Here is a 22967-nt window from a genome sequence, read left to right as displayed (position 1 = left end):
AGGCACGATGGATCATGCAAAGATGTATGGCCACCCAGCCATGAGTTAGGACATTCTACGCATGAGGCGATCAACTGCAGTGTTCGGTGTCGCGGCTCTGGCCTGCGCCCTGCTCGCTCCCACTTCGGCGGAAGCGGCCATCGGCGATCCGGTGGCCGCGGTACGGCGACTCCTGGCAGCCCAGCTCACCGCCAAGGTGACCGAGGAGGGACACGTCAGCCTGGGTTCGCGCACGCGGGTGGTCAACCACACAGCCATGTCGTTCCAGTACACCTTCAAACGCGCGGGGTCGATCCAGCTCGGGCGGGAGGGGGTGGTCGCGTCCGACCTCGGCAGGCTCCTGCGGTTCGAGCGTCGGGACTCCGTGGACATCCTGAAGGACGATGCTGCCAATGGCGATCCGGTGGCCAAGAGTCTCCTGGTCCAGACGCGACCACACCGTTCCGTGGGTGTGAACGGCAGGCTCTACACCACCGGATCTCTGTATGCGCCTGCGTTGCCTGAGGGGAAGACCTGGGCCCTACGTGGCGCGGTCGCGAACGGCGGCGCCTTCACCGATCAGGTCGTCAACATCTTCGAGCCGCAGACGCTGAAGACGCTGCTGTCTGACACCTACTTTAAGAAGTTCATCAAGGGGATGGGCTACCTGGACAGCGCCGGTCAGGAGCACAAGGACGTGATGCTCTACAAGGGAAAGATCACCTTCGCCGACCTGTACGCCGTCTCACCCACCTTCCAGGCACTTGCCGGTCAAGAGCCCGATGCCACCTTCGCTCCTGCTTTCGTGTGGTGGTGGCTGTGGACCGACAAGGACGGCAAGCCTCTGCGGTTCGAATCGGTCTGGGACACCTGGGTTACAGGCAAGGTCCACCAGCCGCCGCGCGCCGAGGGATCGGCTGTGACCGACTACCTCGCCTGGCGACCTCGCATCACGATCAAGCCGCCCAAGTCGTCGCTCGTGGCCAAAGTCGAGGGCCCGGCTAACAGCCTGCCCGAATTCGACGACGCCATGGAGGCCATCCGGGACCGGCGGCGGTAATCACAACCGGGGAATCTCTGCTCCGCTTCGGCCGATCTCAACCATGGCGACTCGTGTACGGCTTGCGCATCCCGGCGGTGCCGTTCGCACGGGCCTCACGCACCCATAGGCCATCGGTGCCGAAATCTGTGTCACCTTATGCGACCTGGGCGTATTCGTGGATCAGTCCGCCCAGGCGGCTGCGTCGCCCGATCCGCGCCGTGTCTACCGGAGCTGTCGCTTCCAGTCGATCTGCCTGCCGCCGGGAGCAGCTGGTCCGGACCACGCACAAGATCGCTTCGACGATGTCGCGGTGGGGATGCTTCTCCGGCCGCCCGCCGGTGCTGGGGGCCGGCAGCAGGGGTTCGAGCAGCGCCCACTGCGCGTCGGTCAGGTCGGAGGGGTAGCGACGTTCACGCGGCACCCGACCATGCTGATCATCCGGCACCCGGCCGCCTCGGCGACGACCCGACCGTGATCAAGACTTCTCAACACTCATTTAGGCCTTCGGCTGGGTGAAGCGGATGTGGTTGCCGAAGGTGTCTCGGAGGCCGCAGTCGGTTCCGTACGGGCGATCGGTGGGTTCCTCGGTGAACTCGACGCCCCGGCCCAGCAGCGTCTCGTACGTCTTGCGGCAGTCGTCCGTGCTGAAGATGAGCCGGCCACCCATCGCGCCCTTGGTCACCAGCTCGCGGACCTGCTGCGCCGTCTCCTCGGACATCTTCGGACCGGGATCCGAGGCGGGGTTCGCGTGGTTAGTGCTCAGTGGCGCCCGATCGAGCCGACCCAGCTCTCTGTGAGGACGTCCAGCATCTCGTCGCGCCCGACACCCCAGGTCCCCGGTTTCCAGTGGCGCGCGACGTGGTCGAGCTCGGTGATGGCGATGACGCTGCGAAAGTGGCGGGTGCCGGCTGGGAACCGGTCGGCACGGTCGAGCCCCTCCTTGATGTCACCGATGGCCTCGTTCAGCCACTCGTCGAGGAGCGTGCGGATCTCGGGGTCAACGGCTGCGGCCTCGAAGGCGGCCGTGGTGTAGGGGCGAATCACATCCCATCGTTCTTCCGAGGTCGACGCGAGCCACGCGCGGATCCGCTCTCGCGAGCCGTCCTCGACCACGGCGACCAGCTCACGCTCGGTCGACCCGTGCTCGGCAGAGGGGAGCCGGTCGAGCGCGGCGTTGAGCCGCTCCGAGACGAGGGCCTTCATCAGATCGACCTTCGAGGGGAAGTACGCATAGAAGGTCACCCGCGTCGTCCCCGCCGCCGACGCGATGTCGTCGACCGTCGTCGTCGCATAGCCCTTCGACCCGAACAGGTCCAGGCCGGCGTCGAGCAGGAGCTTTCGCGTCATCTCCTTCTGTGCCGTACGGAGCGTCGCCATGCTCGCCAGCATAGAGCACGACGGCTGCGTTCCGCTCTTACTGATCGCTCTAAATACGTATTGCTCAAACTCTTGACGTCATGTCAAGTCATATGACACCTTGCACATCCAAAAGGTGGTCGTGCTCACATCGGGTGGCCGATCCCGAGCTGCCGGAACCGATCGTCCGGCCCATCGACAAGGAAGAGATCGCAATGACGCAGACCACTGCGCGCAAGCAGGGCTACACCGCCACGGTGGTCGCCGGCTGCTTCGCCGTACTCCTCGCGCAAGTGGCGTACTCGCTGCCCGGCGCGCTCAATGGCACCTTCCAGCAGGAGTTCCAGACCACCGGTGCCGCACTGACCTGGATCACGGCCGCCTTCGCCATCCCCATGGTCGTCTTCGAGCTGACCACCGGCGTGATCGGTGACCTGTTCGGCCGCAAGCGGCTGCTGCAGGTGGGTGCTCTGCTGACCGTTGCCGGCTCGCTCGTCAGCTACGTCGCCGAGACGGTCCAGATCCTGTGGATCGGGCAGGCCGTCGCGGGTCTCGGAGCTGCGATCCTCTACCCGATCTCGCTCGCCATGCTGGCCGCGGTCAGCCCGTCGCAGGAGGCCCGTTCCAAGGCCATCGCCCTCTGGGCCGGCTTCCTCTCGATCGGTGCGGCGATCTCTCCGCTGATGGGTGGGTGGCTGGCAGCGGAGGGTAACTGGCGAACGTCGTACATCGTGGTGATCGCGGTGGCGGTCGTCTCGATCATCATCACCCAGTTCGCTGCCGACTCCTCGGCGCCGGAGGGGCGCAAGCTGGACATCCCGGGCCAAGTCACGCTGGCCCTCGGTCTGATCGCCATCCTCTTCGCTGCCACGCAGGGCTCCGAGGCCGGCTTCGCCCGCCCCGAGATCATCGGCGCCTTCGTCGCGGGCCTCGTGCTCCTCGGCGCCTTCGTCGTCATCGAGTTGCGGACCGACGTCCCGCTGCTGCACCTCAACATCTTCGCCAACCGTTCCTACGCGATCGTCGCGATCGCCACGGTGGTCGGCATGTTCGCGTTCCTCGCGATGTGCTTCTCGATGAGCATCTGGCTCGGCGCGATCCAGCATCAGAGCGCTCTGAAGATCGGCGTGCTGTTCCTGTTCATCCAGGGTCCGGCCTTCGTGCTGGTGCCGGCCGTCTCCCACCTGATCCGGAACTTCTCGCCTCGCTGGGTGCTCACCGTCGGTTTCGCCCTCATCGCCGTCAGCGGCCTCTGGTGCTCGACGTTCGACGTCCACGACATGAACTGGACGCAGTTCATCGGCCCGATGCTGGCCCTCGGTGTCGGCTTCGCGCTCACCGTCGGCTCGATCACGGCCGTCGCGATCAACACCGTTCCGCCGCGGCTCGCCGGCATGGCCAGTGCCACCACCAACCTGCTCCGCGACTTCGGCTTCGCTCTCGGTCCGGTGCTCATCGCCGCGTTCGCGGTCAGCCGGGCCAACAGCGACCTGGGCGCCGGCTTCGGCAGGGCGATCGGTGAGTCCGGGCTCGAGCCGCCGTACACCGACATCGCCGGGGGTATCGCACATGGGAGTGGCGCCATGGCGATCAACTCGATGCCGGTCGTGCCCGGCGCCGGTCCGGACATGCCGCCGGTGCCGATGCCGGAGAGCCTCCGCGTGCTCGCGCTCGAGTCGCTCGGCAGCGCCTACAGCCTCGCATTCCTGGTCGCCGGCCTCTGTGCCGCCGCTGCCGCGGCTCTGACGCTGTTCGGGCTCTTCGGCTCGGAGCGCGCCGACGTCGAGGAGCCTCTGAGCGACGAGGAGCCCGTCCCCGCCGAGTGACCTGAGAGTCGCCGGACCGAGTCGCGGTCCCCGCTTCCCGGAGGCGGGGACCGCGACCTGGTCTGTACAGGTAGATTATCTAGTTTACCTGTTGGATAATTGATTGACACAATGTAAAATCCACGTGACACGATTCACGCCGCGGCGTGACCGCAGTCACTCGCCGAGACCGAAAGGAGGGGCAGCGATGGGTGCCCAGACTGCCGAGAACATCGTCAACACCGTCCTCGGCCCCGTTCCCGCGCAGGAGCTGGGGGTCGTCTCGGTTCACGAGGCTCTGCTGTCGGTGGTTCCGGGAGCGGAGCACGCGTTCGACGTCACCATCGACCGTGCCGAGATCTTCGAGACCCTGGCCGAGAAGCTGAAGGACTTCCGCAGGCACGGCGGCGGGACGATCGTCGACAGCACCGGCATGTTCCACGGGCGCGATGTGAGGCTGTACGAGGCCCTCTCGCGCACGACTGGCGTGCACATCGTCGCGTCGGCGGGCCAGGGCCCCGAGGAGATGCTCGGCGGCTACTTCCTGACGCCGCAGACCAACCCCCCGACGCCGTGGCCGGCCGAGAAGTTCGCTGACCTCTTCGCCAAGGAGGTCAGTGAGGGCATGGTGGTTCCCCGTGTCGAGCGGCGGGGTGCCGCGGGCCTCGTGGCCACCGCCGCGACCCTCGCGGGCATGACCGCGACCGACGAGAGCCTGTTCCGCGGTGCGGCCCGCGCCGCCTTGACCACCGGTGTCCCGGTGTCCATCCGCTACGGGAACGACGCCGTGCGCGACCTCGAGGTCGTCCTGGACGAGAAGCTGCCGGCCGACCGCGTCGTTGTCGGCGGGCTCGACCGCAAGGACGCCGTCGCGGCCGGCGCGCCGCTCGAGGTCGCGACCCGCGGCGCCTACGTCGCCCTCGACCACGTGGGCACCGAGGACGACGCCCACGTCACCGACACCGAGCGCGCCGCCCTGGTCGCCGAGCTGATCGAGGCCGGCCACGGCAACCGGATCCTGCTCTCGAGCAACGCGACCGGCGTCGCCAAGGGCCACCCGGCCAACGACGTGCGCTACAGCTACGTCCTGACCACGTTCGTCCCCCTCCTGTCGGCACAGGGCCTCAGCGACGAGGACGTCCAGCGGATCCTCGTGGACAACCCGCGCGACCTGCTGTCGGTGCGCTGAGCGCGCGACAGCCCAAGACCATCAAGTTTTCCCTAAAAGGTGAGTGCCGTGTCGAGAGTGAACACCGTCCTGGGGACGATCCCGGCCGAAGAACTGGGTCTCGTGGCCGTCCACGAGCACATCGGGTACGGCATGCCGGGCTCCGAGCTGGACACGAAGTGGTGGAAGACCCCCGAGCAGCGGTACGAGGAGACCGTCCCGAAGCTGCGCCGGTTCCATGAGTACGGCGGCGGCACGTTCGTCGACGCGACCGGCATCTGCAACGGCCGAGACGTCGACTATTACAAGTCGCTGTCCGCGAAGACCGGCGTGCACATCGTGGCATGCACCGGCTTTGTCGGCGGCGACACCGCGCTGCCGTTCTTCGCCCGGGCGAGCGTGGAGTACCTGGCCGAGCACTTCGTCCACGAGATCACCGTCGGCATCGGCAACACCGGCGGCAAGGCCGGCATCATCAAGGTCGGCGTCAGCCGGGGCGGCCGCATGACGGACCTGGACAAGCGCATCTACCGCGCTGCCGCCCGCGCCTCCAAGGCCACCGGGGTCGGCATCCTGACCCACCTGGCCATCGACGCCGAGAACGCGATCGCGATTTTCAACGAGGAGGGCCTTCCCCTCGACCGCGTGCTCTTCGGGCACGTCGACGACGGCGTCAACGCCGACAAGACCCGCGACACCTGGATCGCCGACCAGGGTGGCCGGATCGGCTTCGACACCTTCGGCTACGAGACCGAGCTCCCGGACCCGCCGTTCTGGGCCCGTCCGCGCAAGGAGCGCCTGGACCACTTCCTCCGGTTCATCAGCGGCGGGGGCCGCATCAAGCAGGTGCTCGCCTCAGCCGACGCCAACTGCAGCCCGCTGGGCTGGCCGGGCGTGAAGGGCCACACCGTCAACTACATCTTCGAGGACCTCATCCCGGACCTCCGCGCCGCCGGTCTCGACGAGGCCGCCATCAAGACCATCTTCGTCGACAACCCCGCCGACTTCCTTTCGATCAAGAACTGACAAGGACCAGAACCATGCAGTCCTCAGACCTGAAGAACCTGAACATCGCCGTCGTCGGCGCGGGGTACGGCGGTGCGGCTGCGGCCAAGGCCCTGAGCCTCCTCGGCGCCACCGTCAACGTCTACGAGCAGGCGAGCCAGATCCGCGAGGTCGGCGCCGGCATCGGCCTGCGGCCGTCCACCATGGACCGGTTCCGCCAGTGGGGCATCTTCGACGCGATCGCGAAGGTGAGCTCGCCGAGCGACTACTTCGAGATCCTCACCGCCACCGCCGACCCGATCATGAAGGAGGCGTGGCCGGAGATCGACACCTTCGGCGAGAAGACCCACCTGATCCACCGCGGGGACTTCATCGAGGCTCTCCTGGGCGTGCTCCCCGAGGGCATGGTGCACCTGGGTCACAAGCTGGAGAGCGTCAGGGACGAGGGTGACAAGGCGACGCTGACCTTCGCCAACGGCGAGTCGGTCACCGCCGACCTGGTGGTCGGTGCCGACGGCATCAAGTCGGTCGTGCGCGAGCAGCTGTTCGGCGACAACCAGCCGGTGTTCTCCGGCGAGCACGCCTACCGCGCGGTGATCTCCGTCGACGACGCCCACGGGATGGTCGTCGACGACAACCTCCGGATGTACATCGGCCGGGGCACGAAGGTCTACCTCCTGCCGCTGCGCCACCGCAACCAGGTCTCGTTCGACATCACCGCCCTGTGCCCGGACTGCACCTGGGCGCCGGAGGTCACCAAGGCCGACCTGCTGAAGACCGTCGAGGGTTTCGACGAGCGGATCGTGAACATCACTCGCGACCTCGACCTGGACGCCGTCAACTGCCGCGCGGTCTACGACATCGACCCGGTCGACACGTGGCACTCGGACTCCGTCGTCCTCGTGGGCGACGCGGCCCATTCGATGCTGCACCACCAGGGCCAGGGCGCGAACTCGGCGATCATGGACGCCGGCGCCCTCGCCGACGCCCTCAAGGAGGCCGACTCCGTCAAGGAGGCGCTGGCGCACTACCAGGCCACCCGCAAGCCGGTGACCGACGAGCTGCAGCGGATCTCGCGCCAGGGCTGGACCGAGGACGAGGTCAACGACGTCTTCCCGGGCCAGAAGCCCGTGTCCCAGAAGCCGCAGGGGGCCTGACGCCATGCCGCTGCACCCCGACATCGCCCAGGTCCTCGCCAGCCTGCCGGCGCCGCCTCCCGGTCCGCTGAACCCGGAGGCGATGCGCGCCGGCGAGGAGTCCCAGGTTCCGCCCGTGGCCGACCGCCTGCCGCTCCACTCCGTCGAGGACCTCACCGCACGGACCGCTGCCGGCGAGGTCCCGGTGCGGGTCTACACGCCGGTCGAGGCCGACGCGTACGGCGTACTGGTCTACTTCCACGGCGGCGCGTTCTTCCTCGGCAGCCTCGAGACGCACGACCACGTCGCGCGCTCCCTGGCCAAGGAGACCGGGCTCAAGGTCGTCTCCGTCGGCTACCGGCTGGCGCCCGAGCACGCCTTCCCGGCCGGTCTCGAGGACTGCTACGCCGCGGTCCGATGGGCCGCCGAGAACGGCGAGACCCTGGGCTGGGACGGCACGACGCTGGCCATCGCCGGTGACAGCTCCGGTGGCACGTTCGTCGCCGCGGTCGCCGGCATGGCGCACGACGACGGCTTCGACCGGATCACCCACCAGGTGATGTTCTACCCGTCGCTCGACCTGGACTTCGACGTCGACCGCTACGCGTCGCTGCGGGAGAACGCCGTCGGCTACGGGCTCGAGACGGCCGGGCTGAAGCCGTTCAACGCCTTCTACATCGACAGCGGCGCCGACCCGGCGGACCCCCGCGTCTCCCCGATCAAGCGGGCGGACCTCACCGGGCTGCCGCCGGCGCTGATCATCACCGGCGAGCTCGACCCGCTGCGGGACGAGGGCGAGCTCTACGGCCAGAAGCTGAAGGACGCCGGCGTGGACGCGACCGTCAGCCGGTACGCCGGCGCGGGGCACGGGTTCGTGCAGCACTTCTCGTGGATCCCGGAGTACCACCGGGCCTACGCGGAGACCCGCGACTTCCTCGCGCGCTGACCCGCGCTGCCCCACGGAGCTTACGAAGGAGAGCCATGTCCGCAGTGAAAGTCCATCCCCTGGTCTCGCCGTGGGGTCGGTTCGGTCTCTACAGCTTCTTCATCGACGCGCCGGAGCCGGCCATCGTCGACACCGGCATCGCCTCCTCCCCCGCCGAGGGCATGGCCCCCGCGCTCGAGGCCATCGGTCGCAAGATCGAGGACGTGCGCTGGATCCTGCTGACCCACGGTCACATCGACCACGTCGGCGGGGCCCACGCCCTGTGGGAGCTCACCGGCCGGCGTGCGCAGGTCGTGATCCACGAGGCCGACGCGCCGATGCTGCGCTCGCGCCGGGCCCACGTGGACGAGTACCTCGCCGGGCGGGGGCAGTACCTGAACGACGCCGAGGGCGAGGCGAAGGTGACGGCCGCGGCCGACGCGGTCATCTCCGGCGAGATGGAGCCGACCATGCTCGTCAAGGGGGGCGAGACGATCTCTCTCGGCGGCGGCGTCACCGTCTCCGTCCACTCGATCCCCGGCCACACGCCGGGGTCGGTCGCCTACGTCATCGACGGCCCGCGCTCCGTCTTCGTCGGCGACGCGGTCCAGGTGCACGGGGCCGCCAACGGCTTCCCGGGCTTCGAGGACCCGGCCGCCTACCGCGCGAGCCTGGAGTACCTGCGCGACGAGATCCGTCCGCGGCACCTCTACCTCGGCCACCCCTACCGCCGCACCGACGGCACACCATACGGCGTCGAGCTCGACGCGGAGCAGGCGGAGGAGGCACTCCGGGAGAGCCTCGACATCGAGGGCCGGGTCAGCAAGGCGGCCCACGACTGCCTGTGCGCGGGACTCCAGGAGGCGGCCTCGGCGTACTCCCCCTTCGCCCCCGTGGCCCGGGAGGTCGGCTACACCGCCGACCCCGCCCTCGAGCCGTCGCCGTTCTTCACGTCGATGCACGGCTACCGCACGCACTTCAACCAGAACTCGTGACAGAGGAGTCTCGCATCCATGGCTGACTTCCAGACCATCCAGGCGGGCCAGGACAAGATCGCTGTCCGCAAGGACCTCCGCGTGCCGATGCGCGACGGCATCACGCTGGCCGCCGACGCCTACCAGGGCGTCGACGACAAGTCGCGTCCGGCGCTCGTGGCGCTCAGCCCGTACGGCAAGGAGCTGCAGGCCCTCGCGCTCACGATGCCGCCGCAGCGGCGCCCCAGCCCGATGTGGGACGGCTGCATCGAGGCGGGCGACATCGCGCGCGTCGTCAAGGAGGACTACGTCCACGTCATCGGCGACCTGCGCGGCTCCGGTGCCTCCGAGGGCGAGCACATCGGCAACTACAACGCCGGTGGTGTCTCGCTCGGCCAGGACGCGTACGACTTCATCGAGTGGGTCGCGGCGCAGCCGTGGTGCGACGGCAACGTCGGCATGATCGGCATCTCCTACTTCGGCTCGATGCAGGTGCTGGCAGCGGCCGAGCGGCCGCCGAGCCTCAAGGCGATCTTCGTCAGCGGCGGCCACTACGACTTCTACGAGACCACCTACCACGGCGGCGTCATGTGGTTCATGCCGCGGGCCGCCCGTGAGGGCCGCGGTGGCGACTCCGGCTGGGCCTTCACCGATGGCGTCAAGTCCCGCATGCTCGAGACCTACTCCCCGGAGGAGATCAGGGAGCGCGTCGCCAAGCGGCTCGAGGACCCGGACGTGGCCGCCTGGCCGAACCTGGTCCACGTGCTGAACTACCCGAAGAACCACGAGGCCTGGTTCGACATCGTGATGAACGAGGTCGACGGCGAGTGGTACGAGGAGCGCAACCCGGTCACGCTCGCGCCCAACATCGACATCCCGGTCTGGCTCCAGATCGACCAGGGCCGTGGCTGGACGATGGACGGCACCATCGAGCTCTACAACTCGTTGAAGGGCCCGAAGAAGCTCGACATCGGCCCCTACCCGCCGATGCAGTCGCGCCCCTTCATCGAGGAGCACGACAAGATGTTCCGCTGGTACGACTACTGGATCAAGGGCATTGACAACGGGATCATGGACGAGCCCGCCGTCACCGTTTTCGTCGAGGGCGCGCGCGAGAACGTCACCGGCGCGCAGTGGCCGCCGAAGGACGTGGAGTACAGGTCGCTCTACCTCCGCCCGCGCCGCAAGCTCTCCTTCGAGCCCGAGCTCATGGGCGCCGAGTACGCCGCCCCCGACGGCTTCTACCAGGCGCCGCTGACGGTGACCGACAAGGTGGAGATGCTGAGCTGGAGTACGGCTCCGTTCGACGAGCCCACCGAGATGATCGGTCAGGGCGCCGCGCACATCTTCGTGGAGATCGACCAGTCCGACACGAACTTCATCCTGCGCATGTGGGACGAGGCCCCAAACGGCAAGCGCCAGCTCATCACGACCGCCTACCTCAAGGCCTCGCACCGTGAGCTCGACGAGGAGCGCACCACGGAGGGCGACCCCTACCACCCGCACACCCGCGCGGTGCCGGTCCAGCCGGGGAGGATCGAGGAGTACGTGCTGCGCGTCTACCCGTTCGCGGCGACGTTCCTGCCCGGCCACAAGCTGGTCGTGGAGCTCTCCAACAACGAACCGCTGGCCGACGCGCACAACGCCCTGCTGCCGCCGGACGCGTTCCACCTGCCGGTGGGTCGCCCCGTCACCCACAAGATCTATCGCGACGCCGCCCACCAGTCCCGGCTCGTGCTGCCGTTCACGGAGCGCACCGCGGTGGAGAACAGGTAGGCGAACATGACATTCATCTACACAGCGGCCCGCACTCCCTTCGGCCGTTTCAACGGAGCGCTTGCCGGCGTCCGTCCCGACGACCTCGCGGCGACCGCGATCACCGGTGTGCTCGCGAAGGCGCCGGCGCTGGACCCGGCCCAGATCGGCGAGATCGTGTGGGGTTGCGCGAACCAGGCCGGCGAGGACAACCGCAACGTCGGCCGGATGGCCGGGCTGCTCGCCGGAGTGGCGGTATCGGTGCCTGCGACCACGGTCAACCGGCTGTGCGGCTCGTCACTCGATGCCGCGATCATCGGGTCCCGCACGATCGACACCGGTGACGCCGAGGTCGTGCTTGTCGGCGGCGTGGAGTCGATGACCCGGGCGCCGTGGGTGCTGCCGAAGCCGGACCGGGCATTTCCCGCCGGCAACACGACCGCCGTTTCGACGACGCTCGGCTGGCGCCTGGTCAACTCGCGGATGCCGTCGGAGTGGACGGTGTCATTGGGGGAGTGCAACGAGCAGCTGCAGGAGCGGTTCTCGATCTCGAGGGAGCGGCAGGACGAGTTCGCCGCGCGGTCGCACCGGCTCGCGGCGGCGGCATGGGACGAGGGTTTCTACGACGACCTGGTGGTTCCGGTCGGCGGCGTCGACCTGACCCGCGACGAAGGCATCCGCGCCGACTCCACGCCTGAGAAGCTCGCCGGCCTCAAGCCGAGCTTCCGGCCCGACGGCACGATCACCGCCGGCAACGCATCGCCACTCAACGACGGGTCGGCGGCGTTGCTACTCGGCTCGGAGGCCGCTGCCGCGCAGATCGGGCTTGACCCGGTTGCCCGGATCTTGGGGCGTGGTGCGTTCGCGCTGGAGCCGCAGGACTTCGGGTTCGCTCCGGTCGAGGCTGCCAACAGGGCGCTGGAACGGGCCGGCATCGGCTGGGGTCAGGTGGGTGCTGTCGAGCTCAACGAGGCCTTCGCCGTCCAGTCGCTCGCGTGCGTGGACGCCTGGAGGATCGACCCCGAGATCGTCAATGTCAAGGGTGGCGCGATCGCGATCGGCCATCCGCTCGGCGCCTCGGGCGCCCGGATCCTCGGCACCCTCGCCAAGGTTCTGGTCGCGAAGGGCGAGCGGTACGGCGTCGCCGCGATCTGCATCGGCGTGGGCCAGGCGCTCGCCGTGGTCCTCGAGAACGTCACTGGAGGAGCAGCGTGAGCAGAACGCAGATCTTCGCATCGCCGGACGAGGCGGTGAGCGTCGTCAAGGATGGCGACACCGTTCTGGTGGGTGGCTTCGGATTCGCCGGCATGCCGTTCGACCTGATAGATGCCTTGATCCGGCACGGCGCGGGCGACCTCACCATCGTGTCCAACAACGCCGGCAACGGCGACGTAGGCCTGGCCGCCCTGCTGAAGGCCGGCCAGGTGCGGAAGGTCATGTGCTCCTTCCCCCGGCAGGTCGACTCCTACGTCTTCGACGACCTCTACCGCCGCGGGGAGATCGAGCTCGAGGTCGTCCCGCAGGGCAACCTCGCCGAGCGGATGCGGGCGGCCGGGGCGGGCATCGGGGCGTTCTACTGCCCGACGGGCGTCGGCACGCCGCTTGCCGAGGGCAAGGAGACCCGCACGATCGACGGACGCGACTACGTCCTCGAGTACCCGATCAAGGGTGATGTCGCCCTGATCTCCGCTCGCACCGCCGACACGATGGGCAACCTCGTCTACCGCAAGACCGCCAGAAACTTCGGCCCGGTGATGGCCACGGCCGCCACGACGACCATCGTCCAGGTCTCGTCGATCGTGGACGCGGGGCAGATCGACCCGGAGGTCGTCGTCACCCCGAGCATCTACGTCGACCGCGTGGTCCAGGTCGAGCCGCGTCACTACACCGTGCAGGGAGCCCGCTGATGCCACTCAATCCCGACCAGCTCGCGGCCCGGGTCGCGCAGGACATCGAGCCGGGCAGTTTCGTCAATCTCGGCATCGGCCAGCCCACCAAGGTCGCCGACCACCTTCCGGCCGAGATCGGCGTCGTCCTCCACACCGAGAACGGCATGCTGGGCATGGGCCCCGCGGCTGTCGGCGACGAGGTCGACCCTGAACTCACCAATGCCGGCAAGGTGCCCGTCACCGAGCTGCCTGGAGCTGCGTATTTCCACCACGCGGACTCCTTCGCCATGATGCGTGGCGGCCACCTCGACGTGTGCGTGTTGGGTGCCTTCCAGGTTTCGGCGAGCGGTGACCTCGCCAACTGGGACACCGGCGCGCCCGGCTCGATCCCCGCCGTCGGCGGCGCGATGGATCTGGCGATCGGCGCCAAGAGGGTCTACGTGATGATGACGCTCTTCGCGAAGAACGGCAGCCCGAAACTCGTGCCCGCCTGCACCTACCCCCTCACGGGTGTCGGCTGTGTCAGCCGTGTTTACACCGACCACGCCGTATTCGAGATCACCCCCGATGGCGTCCGCGTGCTCGAGTCGTTCGGCACTTCCGTCGAGGAGCTTCGCGCCCGGCTGGAAGTCCCGCTCGCGGTCGACGTCCACTGACCGTTCCCGTCCGTCGGTTACGAGGGGGCGCGAGGCCCGCGAACCATGCCTTTGCGACCGAGGATCTCGGCCGTCCGCCGGTTCCGTCTGGTGCCCCTTCAGACGGAACCGGCGAGATCGGCCTCGATGGCGCCTGCGGCGTGGGAAAGGGCGTCGACCAGTGATGGCAGCCGGTGCCGGTCGTAGCGTCCGCTCGGCATCGACACCGACAGGCCGGCGAGGGCGTTCCCGTCCGGGGCCCGGAGCGGCACGCCGAGCGCCACCACGCCGCGCTCCGAGCGGCCCTGGTTGAGCACGAAACCGTTGCGCCGCACCCGGGCCAGCTCGGTCCGCAGCCGCTCCAGATCGGGCCGGTCCGCGGGACGGTCGGCGTACCGCTCGGCCGGGTAGACCGCCTCGAGCTCCTCGTCGGTCAGCTCGGCCAGCAGTAGCAGTCCCGCCGTGGTGCGGTGGGCCGGGAACACCATGCCCTCGCGGGAGCCCACCCGCAGGGTCTGGGCGCACTCGACGCTGGCGATGAACCGGACCGTGTCCCCGGTGCGCACCACCAGGTTGGCGGACTCGTCGAGCACGTCGACCAGCCGGTGCAGGTGCGGCAGGGCCGCCGCCCGCAGTCGGGACGCGACCGAGGGCGAGTGGGCGGCGAGCTCCAGGACCGGGCCGGCCCGGTAGAGACGCCGATCGTCCTGGACCGCGAAGTCCCGGTACACCAGCATCGCGAGCAGTCGATGCGCGGTGGAGCGGGCCACGCCCAGCCGCTCGGCAACCTCCGAGACGGTCAGCTCGCCCTCCAGTTGCAGCATCGTGGCGATCCGCAACGCATGATCAACACTGTTGATCATGTAGGTCGGCGGATTCTTCAGCGGCTTGTCCATGACTTCTCGATTCTGCATAGCAGAATTATCCGTTCTGCAGAGTGTGACAGTAGTAACTTTAGCCGTATGAGCACCCCTGTGACCACGCCAGAGTCCCCGGTGCAGCTGCGTGCGATCAACGCGCCGGGCCAGCCCGACGTCACCCCTGCGCTCGAAGACCTCTACCGCGGTTTCGAGCGGGAGCTGCTGGTGCCGCTGTGGACGGAGATCGGCGACCTGATGCCGGCGCATCCCCGTTCGCGCGCGGTACCGCACCTGTGGCGCTGGGAGAACCTGCGCGGGCTCGCCGAGCAGGCCGGAGGTCTCGTCCCGGTCGGACGCGGCGGGGAACGGCGGGCGATCGCGCTGGCGAATCCGGGCCTGGGCGGCCGTCCCTTCGCGACCCCCACGCTGTGGGCCGCGATCCAGTACCTGATGCCCGGTGAGGACGCCCCCGAGCACCGCCACACCCAGCACGCCTTCCGCTTCGTCGTCGAGGGTGAGGGCGTGTGGACGGTCGTGAACGGCGACGCCGTCCCGATGCGCCGCGGCGACTTCCTGCCGCAGGCCGGCTGGAACTGGCACGCCCACCACAATGCGACCGACAAGCCGATGGCCTGGATCGACGGCCTCGACATCCCGTTCCAGTACGCCTCCGAAGCGCAGTTCTTCGAGTTCGGCCGCGACAAGATCAGCGACGCTGAGCGGATCACGCCCGAGCGCTCCCGTTCCGAGCGGCTGTGGGCCCACCCCGGGCTGCGTCCGCTGTCCATCGGCGAACTCGCCCCGGGCGCCCCGCTGCTGTCCTACAAGTGGGAGTTCACCGACCGCGCCCTGACCGACCAGCTCTCCCTCGAGTCCGAGGGCTTCGGTGGCACCATCGAGCCCGGTCACGCCGCCGTCCGCTACACGAACCCGGCCACTGGCGCCGACGTTCTGCCCACAATCCGTGTCGAGATGCACCGCGTCGTCCGCGGCGCGGAGACCACCCCGGTCCGCGAGACCGGATCGTCGGTCTACCAGGTCTTCGATGGCTCCGGCACCGTCACCGTCGGTGACAGAACCTGGTCGGTCACCCGCGGCGACCTCTTCGTCGTCCCTTCCTGGGAGCCCTTCTCCGCCCGATCCGAGGCCGGCTCCACCGACTCCGACTCAGGCTCGCTGGACCTGTTCCGGTTCAACGACTCCCCGATCTTCGAGGCCCTCCAGCTCAACCGCACCCAGCACGACACCCGTATCGAAGGGACCACCCGATGAAGCTCGCCACCCTCCGCGTCAATGGCTCGACCCGGGCCGTGCGACTCGACGGTGACCGGCTGGTCGACCTCGGCGCCACCGACCTCGGCGAACTCCTCTCCCAGGACGGCTGGGCCGAGAAGGCCGCGGCCGTCGACGCGAACGCCGCCAGGACCTACCCCGTCGAGGGCGCGGACTTCGCGCCGGTCGTCCCGCGCCCCTCGAAGGTCGTCTGCGTGGGACTCAACTACAAGAACCACATCCAGGAGATGGGCCGCGAACTTCCGCAGTATCCCACCCTGTTCGCGAAGTTCGCCGACTGCCTCATCGGCGCCACCGACGAGATCGCCCGCCCTGAGGAGACCACCGAGTTCGACTGGGAGGTCGAGCTCGCCGTGGTGATCGGCGCGCCGGTCCGCCGCGCCAGGGGTGTGGAGGCCGAGGCCGCGATCGCCGGGTTCACCGTCCTCAACGACATCACCTGCCGGGACTGGCAGTTCCGCACCCGCGAGTGGCTGCAGGGCAAGATGTGGGACTCCTCCACCCCGGTCGGCCCGTACGTCGTCACCCCGGACGAGCTGCCCGGCGGCGTACGCCCTGAGCTCGAGGTCAAGCTCAGCGTCGACGGCGAGGTCATGCAGCACGACAACACCGGCGATCTGCTCTTCGACCCGGTCACGCTGGTGGAGTACATCTCGACGGTGGTGCGCCTCAACCCCGGCGACATCATCGCCACCGGCACCCCCGGTGGTGTCGGCCACGCTCGCGACCCCAAGCGCTACCTGACCGGCGGCGAGCGCGTCGTCACCGAGATCCAGGGCATCGGCCGGCTCGAGAACACCGTGGCCGAGGAGGGCGCAGCCTGATGCGCCGCACCTTCGAGGACGCGCTGAGCTGGAGCGCGGCGGGCACCAGACTGTTCTTCGGCGCCGTCGCCGGGTGGGGCGAGGAGCAGTACCTCGCCCCCTCCGGGCTCCCCGGCTGGACCCGCAAGCACCTGGTGGCGCACGTGGCGGCGAACGCCGACGCGCTGAGCAACCTGGTGCGCTGGGCCGCGACCGGTGAGGAGACCCCGATGTACTCCTCGATCGAACAGCGCAACGCCGACATCGCGGCCGGCTCCGAGAAGCCGGCCGCCGGACTGGCCGCCTGGCTGTACGAGTCCGCGAACCAGCTCGCCGCCGGCACCGCCGCCCTGAGTTCCGAACAGTGGGACGCCGAGGTGGTCACCGCCCAGGGCCGCACGGTCCCCGCGACCGAGATCCCGTGGCTGCGTTCGCGCGAGATCTGCGTGCACGCCGTCGACCTGGCCGCCGGTGTCGCCTTCGCCGACCTTCCCACCGGCTTCCTGGCCGCTCTGGCCGACGACATCGTGGGCAAGCGCGGCAACGCTCCCGGGCCCGCGGTCGTCCTAACCGCCGCCGACACCGGTGACTGCTGGGAACTGTCCGGTGAAGACGACGCCACCGCGGTCACCGGCCCGCTCGCGGAGGTCGCGGCGTACCTCGCCGGCCGCCCGCACGCCCTGACCGCAACCGACGGCTCCCCCGCTCCGACACTGCCGGCGTGGTTGTGAGCGTTCATGGCACCGAGGAGAGCAACGTGACCACACCTACGTCCGCGAACCCCGTCGATGTCCTGATCGTCGGGGGCGGCATCGGCGGCCTGAGCGCGGCATTCGCTCTGGCCCGCGAGGGCCTGCGGGTGCGCGTGCTGGAGCAGGCCCGCGAGTTCGGCGAGGTCGGCGCCGGCCTCCAGATCGCACCCAACTGCACCCGGATCCTGCACGACTACGGCCTGCTCGACGAGGCCAAGAGCCTCGGCGTGCTGCCGATGAGCATGGTGATGCGCGACGCCGTCGACGGCAGCGAGCTGACCCGCCTGGACCTGGTCGACCTGGAGCGCAAGTACGGCTTCCCTTACATGGTCATCCACCGCAGCGACCTGCACGGCATGTTCCTGCGTGCCTGCCGTCGCGCGGGAGTCGACCTGGTCACCGACGCGCGTGCCGGCGGCTATGAGAACACCGAGTCCGGCGCCCGGGTACTGCTGGAGGACGGCCGCGCCGACGAGGCCCGGATCGTCATCGCCGCGGACGGCCTGCGCTCGGTCGCACGCCGGCTCCTGGCCGACGACGAGCCGGTCAGCTCCTCCTACGTCGCCTACCGCGCCGCCATACCCATCGAACAGGTCGGCCGGGACGTCGACCTCACGGAGGTCTCGGTCCACGTCGGCCCGCGCTGCCACTTCGTCCACTACGGGCTGCGCGGCGGCGAGATGCTCAACCAGGTCGCGGTCTTCCAGTCCCCCAAGGCCCTCGCGGGCGAGGAGGGCTGGGGCACACCCGACGAGCTCGACAGCGCCTTCGCCGCGACCTGCCCGGACGTCCAGGCCGGCATCCCGCTGATGTGGCGCGACCGGTGGTGGCGGATGTTCGACCGCGACCCCATCACGACGTGGGTCGACGGCAACATCGCGCTGCTCGGCGACGCCGCCCACCCGCCGCTGCAGTACATGGCGCAGGGCGCGATCATGGCCATCGAGGACGGCTGGGTGCTCGCCAAGCACGTCGCCGCGCGCCGCGCCAAGGACGGCTCGATCGACTGGCCGGGCGCCCTCGCAGCCTACGAAGCCGTCCGCCCCGAGCACTGCCGACGCGTCCTGACCACGGCCCGCGCCTGGGGCGAGCTGTGGCACCTGGACGGCGTCGCCCGCCTCCAGCGCAACGCGCTCCTGCGGGCCCGCGACACCTACGACTACTCCTTCACCGATTGGATCTATGGCCCCACGGCGCTGACGCCGGAGGAGGAGCCGCCGATGTTCTCGCCGATCCCGCTGGATTCCGTCGATGTCTTCGGCCTGACCGACAGGGCGGAAGCATCCCCGATTGGGGTGCTACGAGGGTTCCGGACAGTCCTCAGGCCTTCGGCTGGGTGAAGCGGATGTGGTTGCCGAAGGTGTCTCGGAGGCCGCAGTCGATCCCGTACGGGCGATCGGTGGGTTCCTCGGTGAACTCGACGCCCCGGCCCAGCAGCGTCTCGTACGTCTTGCGGCAGTCGTCCGTGCTGAAGATGAGCCGGCCACCCATCGCGCCCTTGGTCACCAGCTCGCGGACCTGCTGCGCCGTCTCCTCGGACATCATCGGACCGCCCGGCTTCTCCAGCAGAATCTGGCGCTCCGGGTGGCCGGGGACACTGACGGTCAGCCAGCGCATGAAGCCCATGTCGACGTCGGCGTTGACCTCCAGACCAAGCTTGCCGACGTAGAAGTCGAGGGCCTCGTCCTGGTCGAGGACGTATATCTGCGAGTGCGTGATGGCGTTGAACATGCGCATCACGCTACCGGGCAGGCCGGACGGAAACTTATCCAAAACTGCTCAGTCGACGGACGGTACGGGCAGTGCGGACGGTCAGGCGCTCGGCCGCATCCACGCCATCGTGAAGCACGTCGGTACGTCCGCGGCCGCCGCTTCCTTGCGGTACGTCCTCGGCGACCGGCCGACGATGTCGCGGAACGTGCGGCTGAAGGTTCCCGGGCTGCCGAAGCCGACTTCGAAGCAGATGTCCGTCACACTGCGGTCGGTCTCCCGTAGCAGGGACATCGCACGCTCGACACGGCGGCGCTGCAGGTAGCGGTGCGGCGTCTCGCCGAACGTGGCCCGGAAGGTGCGCGTGAAGTGCGCCTCCGACACATGGGCGATCCGGGCCAGGGCCGGGACGTCCAGCGGCTGCGCGTAGGCGCGGTCCATCGCATCCCGTGCCCGAAGCATGCGGCGGTTGGTCTCTTCTGTAGCGCGGCTCACGGCGCCATCACACCACGGTCCTCCGCCGTCCGTGACAGATCCGGTGGCCGCTCCGCTCCGCCCCCTCCCGGCGCCGGCGTCGGGAATATGGGGGGAGACCCGGTCAGCGTGGCACCTCTGCCGGAAACAGCCACTCCAGCGAGGCGAGACTCTTACCCGTATACCTGTCCTGCCCGGTCTCGAGGCCGTAGGCCAGGTCCTCGAAAATGCTGCATCTGGCATAGAAGACGGCCCGTTCACGCAGAGACGCGGAGTCTCCGGTGCCGGTCCGGTAGCCGTGAACGGCGGCGTCGAGGGCGGCGGGGCCGAGGTCGCGGTGGATGAGGCCGAAGTCGTAGGCCGGATCGGTGATCGCCGCATCGCTCCAGTCGATGACGCCGGTCACCTCCCAGGTGACCGGGTCGACGAGGACGTGCTCGATCCCCAGGTCGTTGTGGGAGAACACCGGAGCGTACTCACCGTCCGGCGGCGGGGCGTTCAGAAACGCCTCCACGGCGGGGCGGTGTTCTGCCGGCACCTCTCCGGCGACCGTTCCGTAGATCTCCGCGGCCTCCCGCCGCCACTCGCTCAGCGGATGGTCGTCCGTCTCGACCAGATCGGACATCCGGCCGACCGGTACGGCATGCACCGCGGAGAGCAGCTCGCCGAGCGTCGCGGCGATCGGCACGCCGTGGGCGAGCCGCCGCGGGTGAGGCATGTCCAGCAGGGGAAGTCCCGGCACTTTGGCATAGGCCAGGCATCCCCGCTCCGCGACCGTGAACCTCGGCTCGGGGACGGGCAGCGGTGAGATCCGCGCGACGGCGGCGAGCAGGCGAGCCTCGTGGTCCACACGCGCGGCCCGCTCCGCCGGATCGGCCTCCTTGCTGAAACGCACGATCAGCTCGCCGTTGACCTCGTACGCGACGTTGTCGTAGCCCTCACCCGACCACACGACAGAGTCGACCCGATAACCGGGCAGGTGCGCGGCCACCATGCCGCGGACGACTTCGGCGGGGTCGTGGTCTCCCATCCCGTAACCCTAATGATCCTGGATCAGTCGGGGGCCACGTCCAGGCCGACACGGGATAGTCCTCGCCGTCCTTGGTGTTGGGGGGCGATCGGCCGGGCCCTGCCGTACCCGATGGCGACGGCCCGCGGGGCGCCGCCGAGGATCTTGTCGAGTTCCTTTCTGACCTGGTGGGCGCGGGTCCAGTGTGCCGCCGGTTGACCCTGTCTGTGGAAGCTGCTCGACAGGGGCGACGACCCGGTTACGATGGGTGGTGCATGGCCCACTCGGGGTCATGAAGTGAAGCCGGGTTAACCTCCGCAGGTGGTGGCCCGGCTTTCGCGTGTCATCAGGTCATACGGTTTCGCAGCCGACATACGAGAGCACCGTCCCCAGCCCCCACGTCGCGGGGTCCTCGTCGAGAGCAAGTGCTCTGGCTGTGCTGCTGACGATCACATCCGCCACCCAGAGCAGGGGCTCCTCTCGCGCACCAGCCCGACCGCGTACAGACGGGCGTCGGTGTGGATTGACTCATCGATGAAGCCCGCCAAGGGGGATTCGGGGGGACATATAGAGTCATCATTTCGTAACGTACGGGATTTGGGTGGCTGCTTTCCGGGAAACCGACATTGGCCGCTGACGAGCTGCAGCGGAGTCTGACGCAGTACCCCACGACTATCTAGGAATAGAACGTTCCGTATGGGGGCGTCTTCTCGGGCGTTGGAGACCCGGCTTTCCGCCGCGCTAGGGCGTGTATCGGAAGAGATCTTGAGCGTGAGATGATCTTGGTTTGTGGCGCGTGGGGATCTGACGGATGCACAGTGGGCCCGATTGGAGCCGCTGCTGCCCAGGGGCAGGAAGCCGGGCCGGCCGCCGACATGGACAAAGCGGCAGCTGATCGACGGCATACGGTGGCGGACCCGGACCGGGACGCCGTGGCGGGATGTCCCGGAGCGGTATGGGCCGTGGGGCCGGGTGTACGACCTGTTCCGGCGGTGGCAGCGGGACGGCACCTGGAAGCGGATCTTCACCGATCTGCAGGCCCAGGCCGACGCGAAGAATCTGATCACCTGGGACATCAACGTCGACTCCACCGTCTGCCGGGCCCACCAGCACGCCGCCGGGGCGCGGAAAAGGGGGATCTACAGAAGGAGCCGCCCGGCGGCGTCGCCACCGAGCCGGACGACCACGGTCTCGGGCGCTCGCGAGGCGGCCTGACCACCAAGCTGCACCTGGCCGTCGAGCAGGGACAGAAGCCGATGTCGATCGTCATCACAGCCGGACAGCGCGGGGACTCCCCGCAGTTCGAGCCCGTCTTGGAGGCGATCTGCGTGCCCCGTATCGGGCCGGGCAGGCCCCGCACCCGGCCCGACCGCGTGCGGGCCGACAAGGCGTACGCCTCCCGCAAGAATCGTGCCTACCTGCGCAAGCGCGGGATCCGCTGCACCATCCCGGACAAGGCCGACCAGGTCCGCAACCGCAAGAAGCTCGGCTCCCACGGTGGTCGGCCGCCGAAGTTCGACAAGACCGACTACAAAGAGCGCCACGCGGTGGAGTGCGGGATCAACCACCTCAAGCGCCACCGCGCGGTCGCCACCCGCTACGAGAAACTCGCCGTCCGCTACGAAGCGACCGTCCTCGTCGCAGCCATCAACGAGTGGCTGTGACGCGGTGTGCCGTGGTTGTAGTGGTCACGCAGGCGCGGCGTAGCAGTGCACGGTCACTGTCTGAGCCGGACTCCACCGCTGGTCGACCGTGGCCAGCAAGCGCCAGCCCAGACGTTCGTACAAAGCGGCTGCCGCCGTGTCAGTGGCCACGACGTCGAGAACCGGGTACAGATCACGCTCCTGTGCCTCCCTCACGACCTCGGCCATCAGCAGGGCGCCAATTCCGTATCCACGAGCCGTGGGTGAGACGAACAGACGGCTGACCACCGCGGTGGACTGAATAGGCTTGCCCTCGAGACGGCTCCAGTGGATCGGTGCCACGTCCCCGGCCCCGCTACAGGACAGACCGATGTGTCCGACGACGCGCCCGTCCAGTTCCGCCACCCAGGACGCGAACTGGGAGGGCTCCATCAGCCACTCGCTGGGCCGGTCCGGCCAGTTCACCGGATAGCCGTCACCGTCATGGACCTGAGCGAGCACCCGGACGCACTCATCGATGTCAGACGCATCACGCGGCCTGACAACGCAAGCTGCCGGAGATCCATCAGCCGTGGAAACAGTCAGTCGAATCACCGAAGCATCGAAGCACACACGGGCGCCTGCATTGCCACTCCCGACCAGCACTTCTGATACACGCCCTAGTAGTGCTTTGTTAGGTGGTTAGGGCGGTCGTTGCTGGCAGGTGGGGCATCGGCCGGTCCAGGTGGCCAGCAGGGCCTGTAGCTCTTTGAGA

General features: G+C 68.7%; 23 protein-coding genes and 1 pseudogene. 16 read left to right on the top strand and 8 right to left on the bottom strand.

Annotation, left to right across the window (positions count from 1 at the left end):
- Positions 1-61: 61 nt before the first annotated feature.
- Positions 62-1039: a hypothetical protein gene (locus ACIN94_RS19460; RefSeq protein WP_400707839.1), complete on the top strand. Its 978-nt coding sequence runs from the start codon at positions 62-64 to the stop codon at positions 1037-1039.
- A 238-nt stretch (positions 1040-1277) separates the two neighbouring features.
- On the opposite strand, the pseudogene ACIN94_RS19455 reads toward ACIN94_RS19460, so the two are convergent.
- From ACIN94_RS19455 to ACIN94_RS19445, 3 genes and pseudogenes are all read right to left on the bottom strand, one after another.
- A pseudogene (locus ACIN94_RS19455) lies at positions 1278-1466 on the bottom strand (transposase); the annotation flags it as partial.
- A gap of 51 nt (positions 1467-1517) precedes the next feature.
- Positions 1518-1739, bottom strand: a complete 222-nt coding sequence (locus ACIN94_RS19450; RefSeq protein ID WP_400707837.1) for a VOC family protein — start codon at positions 1737-1739, stop codon at positions 1518-1520.
- A gap of 41 nt (positions 1740-1780) precedes the next feature.
- Positions 1781-2368 (bottom strand): TetR/AcrR family transcriptional regulator, encoded by a 588-nt coding sequence (locus ACIN94_RS19445; protein WP_400707834.1) that lies wholly within the window; start codon positions 2366-2368, stop codon positions 1781-1783.
- Between the two features lie 224 nt (positions 2369-2592).
- Between ACIN94_RS19445 and ACIN94_RS19440 the strand changes: the two genes are divergently transcribed.
- From ACIN94_RS19440 to ACIN94_RS19395, 10 genes are all read left to right on the top strand, one after another.
- Positions 2593-4203 (top strand): MFS transporter, encoded by a 1611-nt coding sequence (locus ACIN94_RS19440; RefSeq protein WP_400707831.1) that lies wholly within the window; start codon positions 2593-2595, stop codon positions 4201-4203.
- 187 nt (positions 4204-4390) lie between these two features.
- Positions 4391-5371, top strand: coding sequence for a phosphotriesterase (locus ACIN94_RS19435; protein ID WP_400707829.1), 981 nt, complete (start codon positions 4391-4393; stop codon positions 5369-5371).
- A 48-nt stretch (positions 5372-5419) separates the two neighbouring features.
- Entirely contained in the window at positions 5420-6376 is a 957-nt protein-coding gene (locus tag ACIN94_RS19430) for a phosphotriesterase (RefSeq protein ID WP_400707826.1), read from the top strand.
- A 14-nt stretch (positions 6377-6390) separates the two neighbouring features.
- Complete coding sequence (locus ACIN94_RS19425; protein ID WP_400707823.1) at positions 6391-7512, top strand: FAD-dependent monooxygenase; 1122 nt, start codon at positions 6391-6393, stop codon at positions 7510-7512.
- 4 nt (positions 7513-7516) lie between these two features.
- The gene (locus ACIN94_RS19420; RefSeq protein ID WP_400707820.1) at positions 7517-8437 is read left to right on the top strand and encodes an alpha/beta hydrolase; all 921 of its coding nucleotides are present in this window, start codon (positions 7517-7519) and stop codon (positions 8435-8437) included.
- Between the two features lie 35 nt (positions 8438-8472).
- Positions 8473-9411 (top strand): MBL fold metallo-hydrolase, encoded by a 939-nt coding sequence (locus tag ACIN94_RS19415; protein ID WP_400707817.1) that lies wholly within the window; start codon positions 8473-8475, stop codon positions 9409-9411.
- Positions 9412-9429: 18 nt separating this feature from the next.
- On the top strand, positions 9430-11166 hold the full coding sequence (locus tag ACIN94_RS19410; protein WP_400707814.1) for a CocE/NonD family hydrolase: 1737 nt from the start codon (positions 9430-9432) through the stop codon (positions 11164-11166).
- A gap of 6 nt (positions 11167-11172) precedes the next feature.
- Positions 11173-12360: a thiolase family protein gene (locus ACIN94_RS19405; RefSeq protein WP_400707811.1), complete on the top strand. Its 1188-nt coding sequence runs from the start codon at positions 11173-11175 to the stop codon at positions 12358-12360.
- Positions 12357-13052: a 3-oxoacid CoA-transferase subunit A gene (locus tag ACIN94_RS19400; protein ID WP_400707809.1), complete on the top strand. Its 696-nt coding sequence runs from the start codon at positions 12357-12359 to the stop codon at positions 13050-13052. The genes ACIN94_RS19405 and ACIN94_RS19400 overlap by 4 nt, the downstream gene beginning before the upstream one ends.
- Positions 13052-13690, top strand: a complete 639-nt coding sequence (locus ACIN94_RS19395) for a 3-oxoacid CoA-transferase subunit B (protein ID WP_400707806.1) — start codon at positions 13052-13054, stop codon at positions 13688-13690. Before ACIN94_RS19400 ends, ACIN94_RS19395 begins: the two co-directional genes overlap by 1 nt.
- 98 nt (positions 13691-13788) lie before the next feature.
- On the opposite strand, the gene ACIN94_RS19390 is transcribed toward ACIN94_RS19395, so the two are convergent.
- Entirely contained in the window at positions 13789-14583 is a 795-nt protein-coding gene (locus ACIN94_RS19390) for an IclR family transcriptional regulator (RefSeq protein ID WP_400707803.1), read from the bottom strand.
- Positions 14584-14631: 48 nt separating this feature from the next.
- Here ACIN94_RS19390 and ACIN94_RS19385 point away from each other — a divergent pair, with 48 nt between their 5' ends.
- Genes ACIN94_RS19385 through ACIN94_RS19370 form a run of 4 tightly spaced genes read left to right on the top strand, consistent with a single transcriptional unit; the run spans position 14632 to position 18717 of the window.
- Entirely contained in the window at positions 14632-15801 is a 1170-nt protein-coding gene (locus ACIN94_RS19385; RefSeq protein WP_400707800.1) for a cupin domain-containing protein, read from the top strand.
- Positions 15798-16646, top strand: a complete 849-nt coding sequence (locus tag ACIN94_RS19380; protein WP_400707797.1) for a fumarylacetoacetate hydrolase family protein — start codon at positions 15798-15800, stop codon at positions 16644-16646. The genes ACIN94_RS19385 and ACIN94_RS19380 overlap by 4 nt, the downstream gene beginning before the upstream one ends.
- Positions 16646-17356 (top strand): maleylpyruvate isomerase family mycothiol-dependent enzyme, encoded by a 711-nt coding sequence (locus tag ACIN94_RS19375; RefSeq protein ID WP_400707794.1) that lies wholly within the window; start codon positions 16646-16648, stop codon positions 17354-17356. Before ACIN94_RS19380 ends, ACIN94_RS19375 begins: the two co-directional genes overlap by 1 nt.
- Before the next feature lie 26 nt (positions 17357-17382).
- Complete coding sequence (locus tag ACIN94_RS19370) at positions 17383-18717, top strand: FAD-dependent oxidoreductase (protein ID WP_400707791.1); 1335 nt, start codon at positions 17383-17385, stop codon at positions 18715-18717.
- Here ACIN94_RS19370 and ACIN94_RS19365 read toward each other — a convergent pair.
- From ACIN94_RS19365 to ACIN94_RS19355, 3 genes are all read right to left on the bottom strand, one after another.
- A complete protein-coding gene (locus ACIN94_RS19365; protein ID WP_400707788.1) occupies positions 18698-19108 on the bottom strand; it encodes a VOC family protein in 411 nt (136 codons plus the stop codon). The two genes, ACIN94_RS19370 and ACIN94_RS19365, sit on opposite strands and share 20 nt — an antisense overlap.
- Positions 19109-19189: 81 nt before the next feature.
- Positions 19190-19549 (bottom strand): helix-turn-helix domain-containing protein, encoded by a 360-nt coding sequence (locus tag ACIN94_RS19360; RefSeq protein ID WP_400708142.1) that lies wholly within the window; start codon positions 19547-19549, stop codon positions 19190-19192.
- A 136-nt stretch (positions 19550-19685) separates the two neighbouring features.
- Positions 19686-20591, bottom strand: coding sequence for a phosphotransferase family protein (locus tag ACIN94_RS19355; RefSeq protein WP_400707785.1), 906 nt, complete (start codon positions 20589-20591; stop codon positions 19686-19688).
- Between the two features lie 768 nt (positions 20592-21359).
- Here ACIN94_RS19355 and ACIN94_RS19350 point away from each other — a divergent pair.
- Positions 21360-22234 (top strand): IS5 family transposase gene (locus ACIN94_RS19350; protein ID WP_400707782.1). Its coding sequence is split into 2 segments (ribosomal slippage): positions 21360-21750 and positions 21750-22234, totalling 876 coding nucleotides; the frame shifts between segments, so codons are not numbered across the junction.
- Positions 22235-22258: 24 nt separating this feature from the next.
- On the opposite strand, the gene ACIN94_RS19345 is transcribed toward ACIN94_RS19350, so the two are convergent.
- The gene (locus ACIN94_RS19345; protein ID WP_400707779.1) at positions 22259-22714 is read right to left on the bottom strand and encodes a GNAT family N-acetyltransferase; all 456 of its coding nucleotides are present in this window, start codon (positions 22712-22714) and stop codon (positions 22259-22261) included.
- Positions 22715-22967: the final 253 nt, after the last annotated feature.

It is taken from the genome of Streptosporangium sp. NPDC087985, assembly GCF_044741965.1.
Taxonomy (GTDB): domain Bacteria; phylum Actinomycetota; class Actinomycetes; order Streptosporangiales; family Streptosporangiaceae; genus Streptosporangium.
Note: the sequence above shows the minus strand (reverse complement) of the source record. Positions and strands in the feature narration are given on the sequence as shown.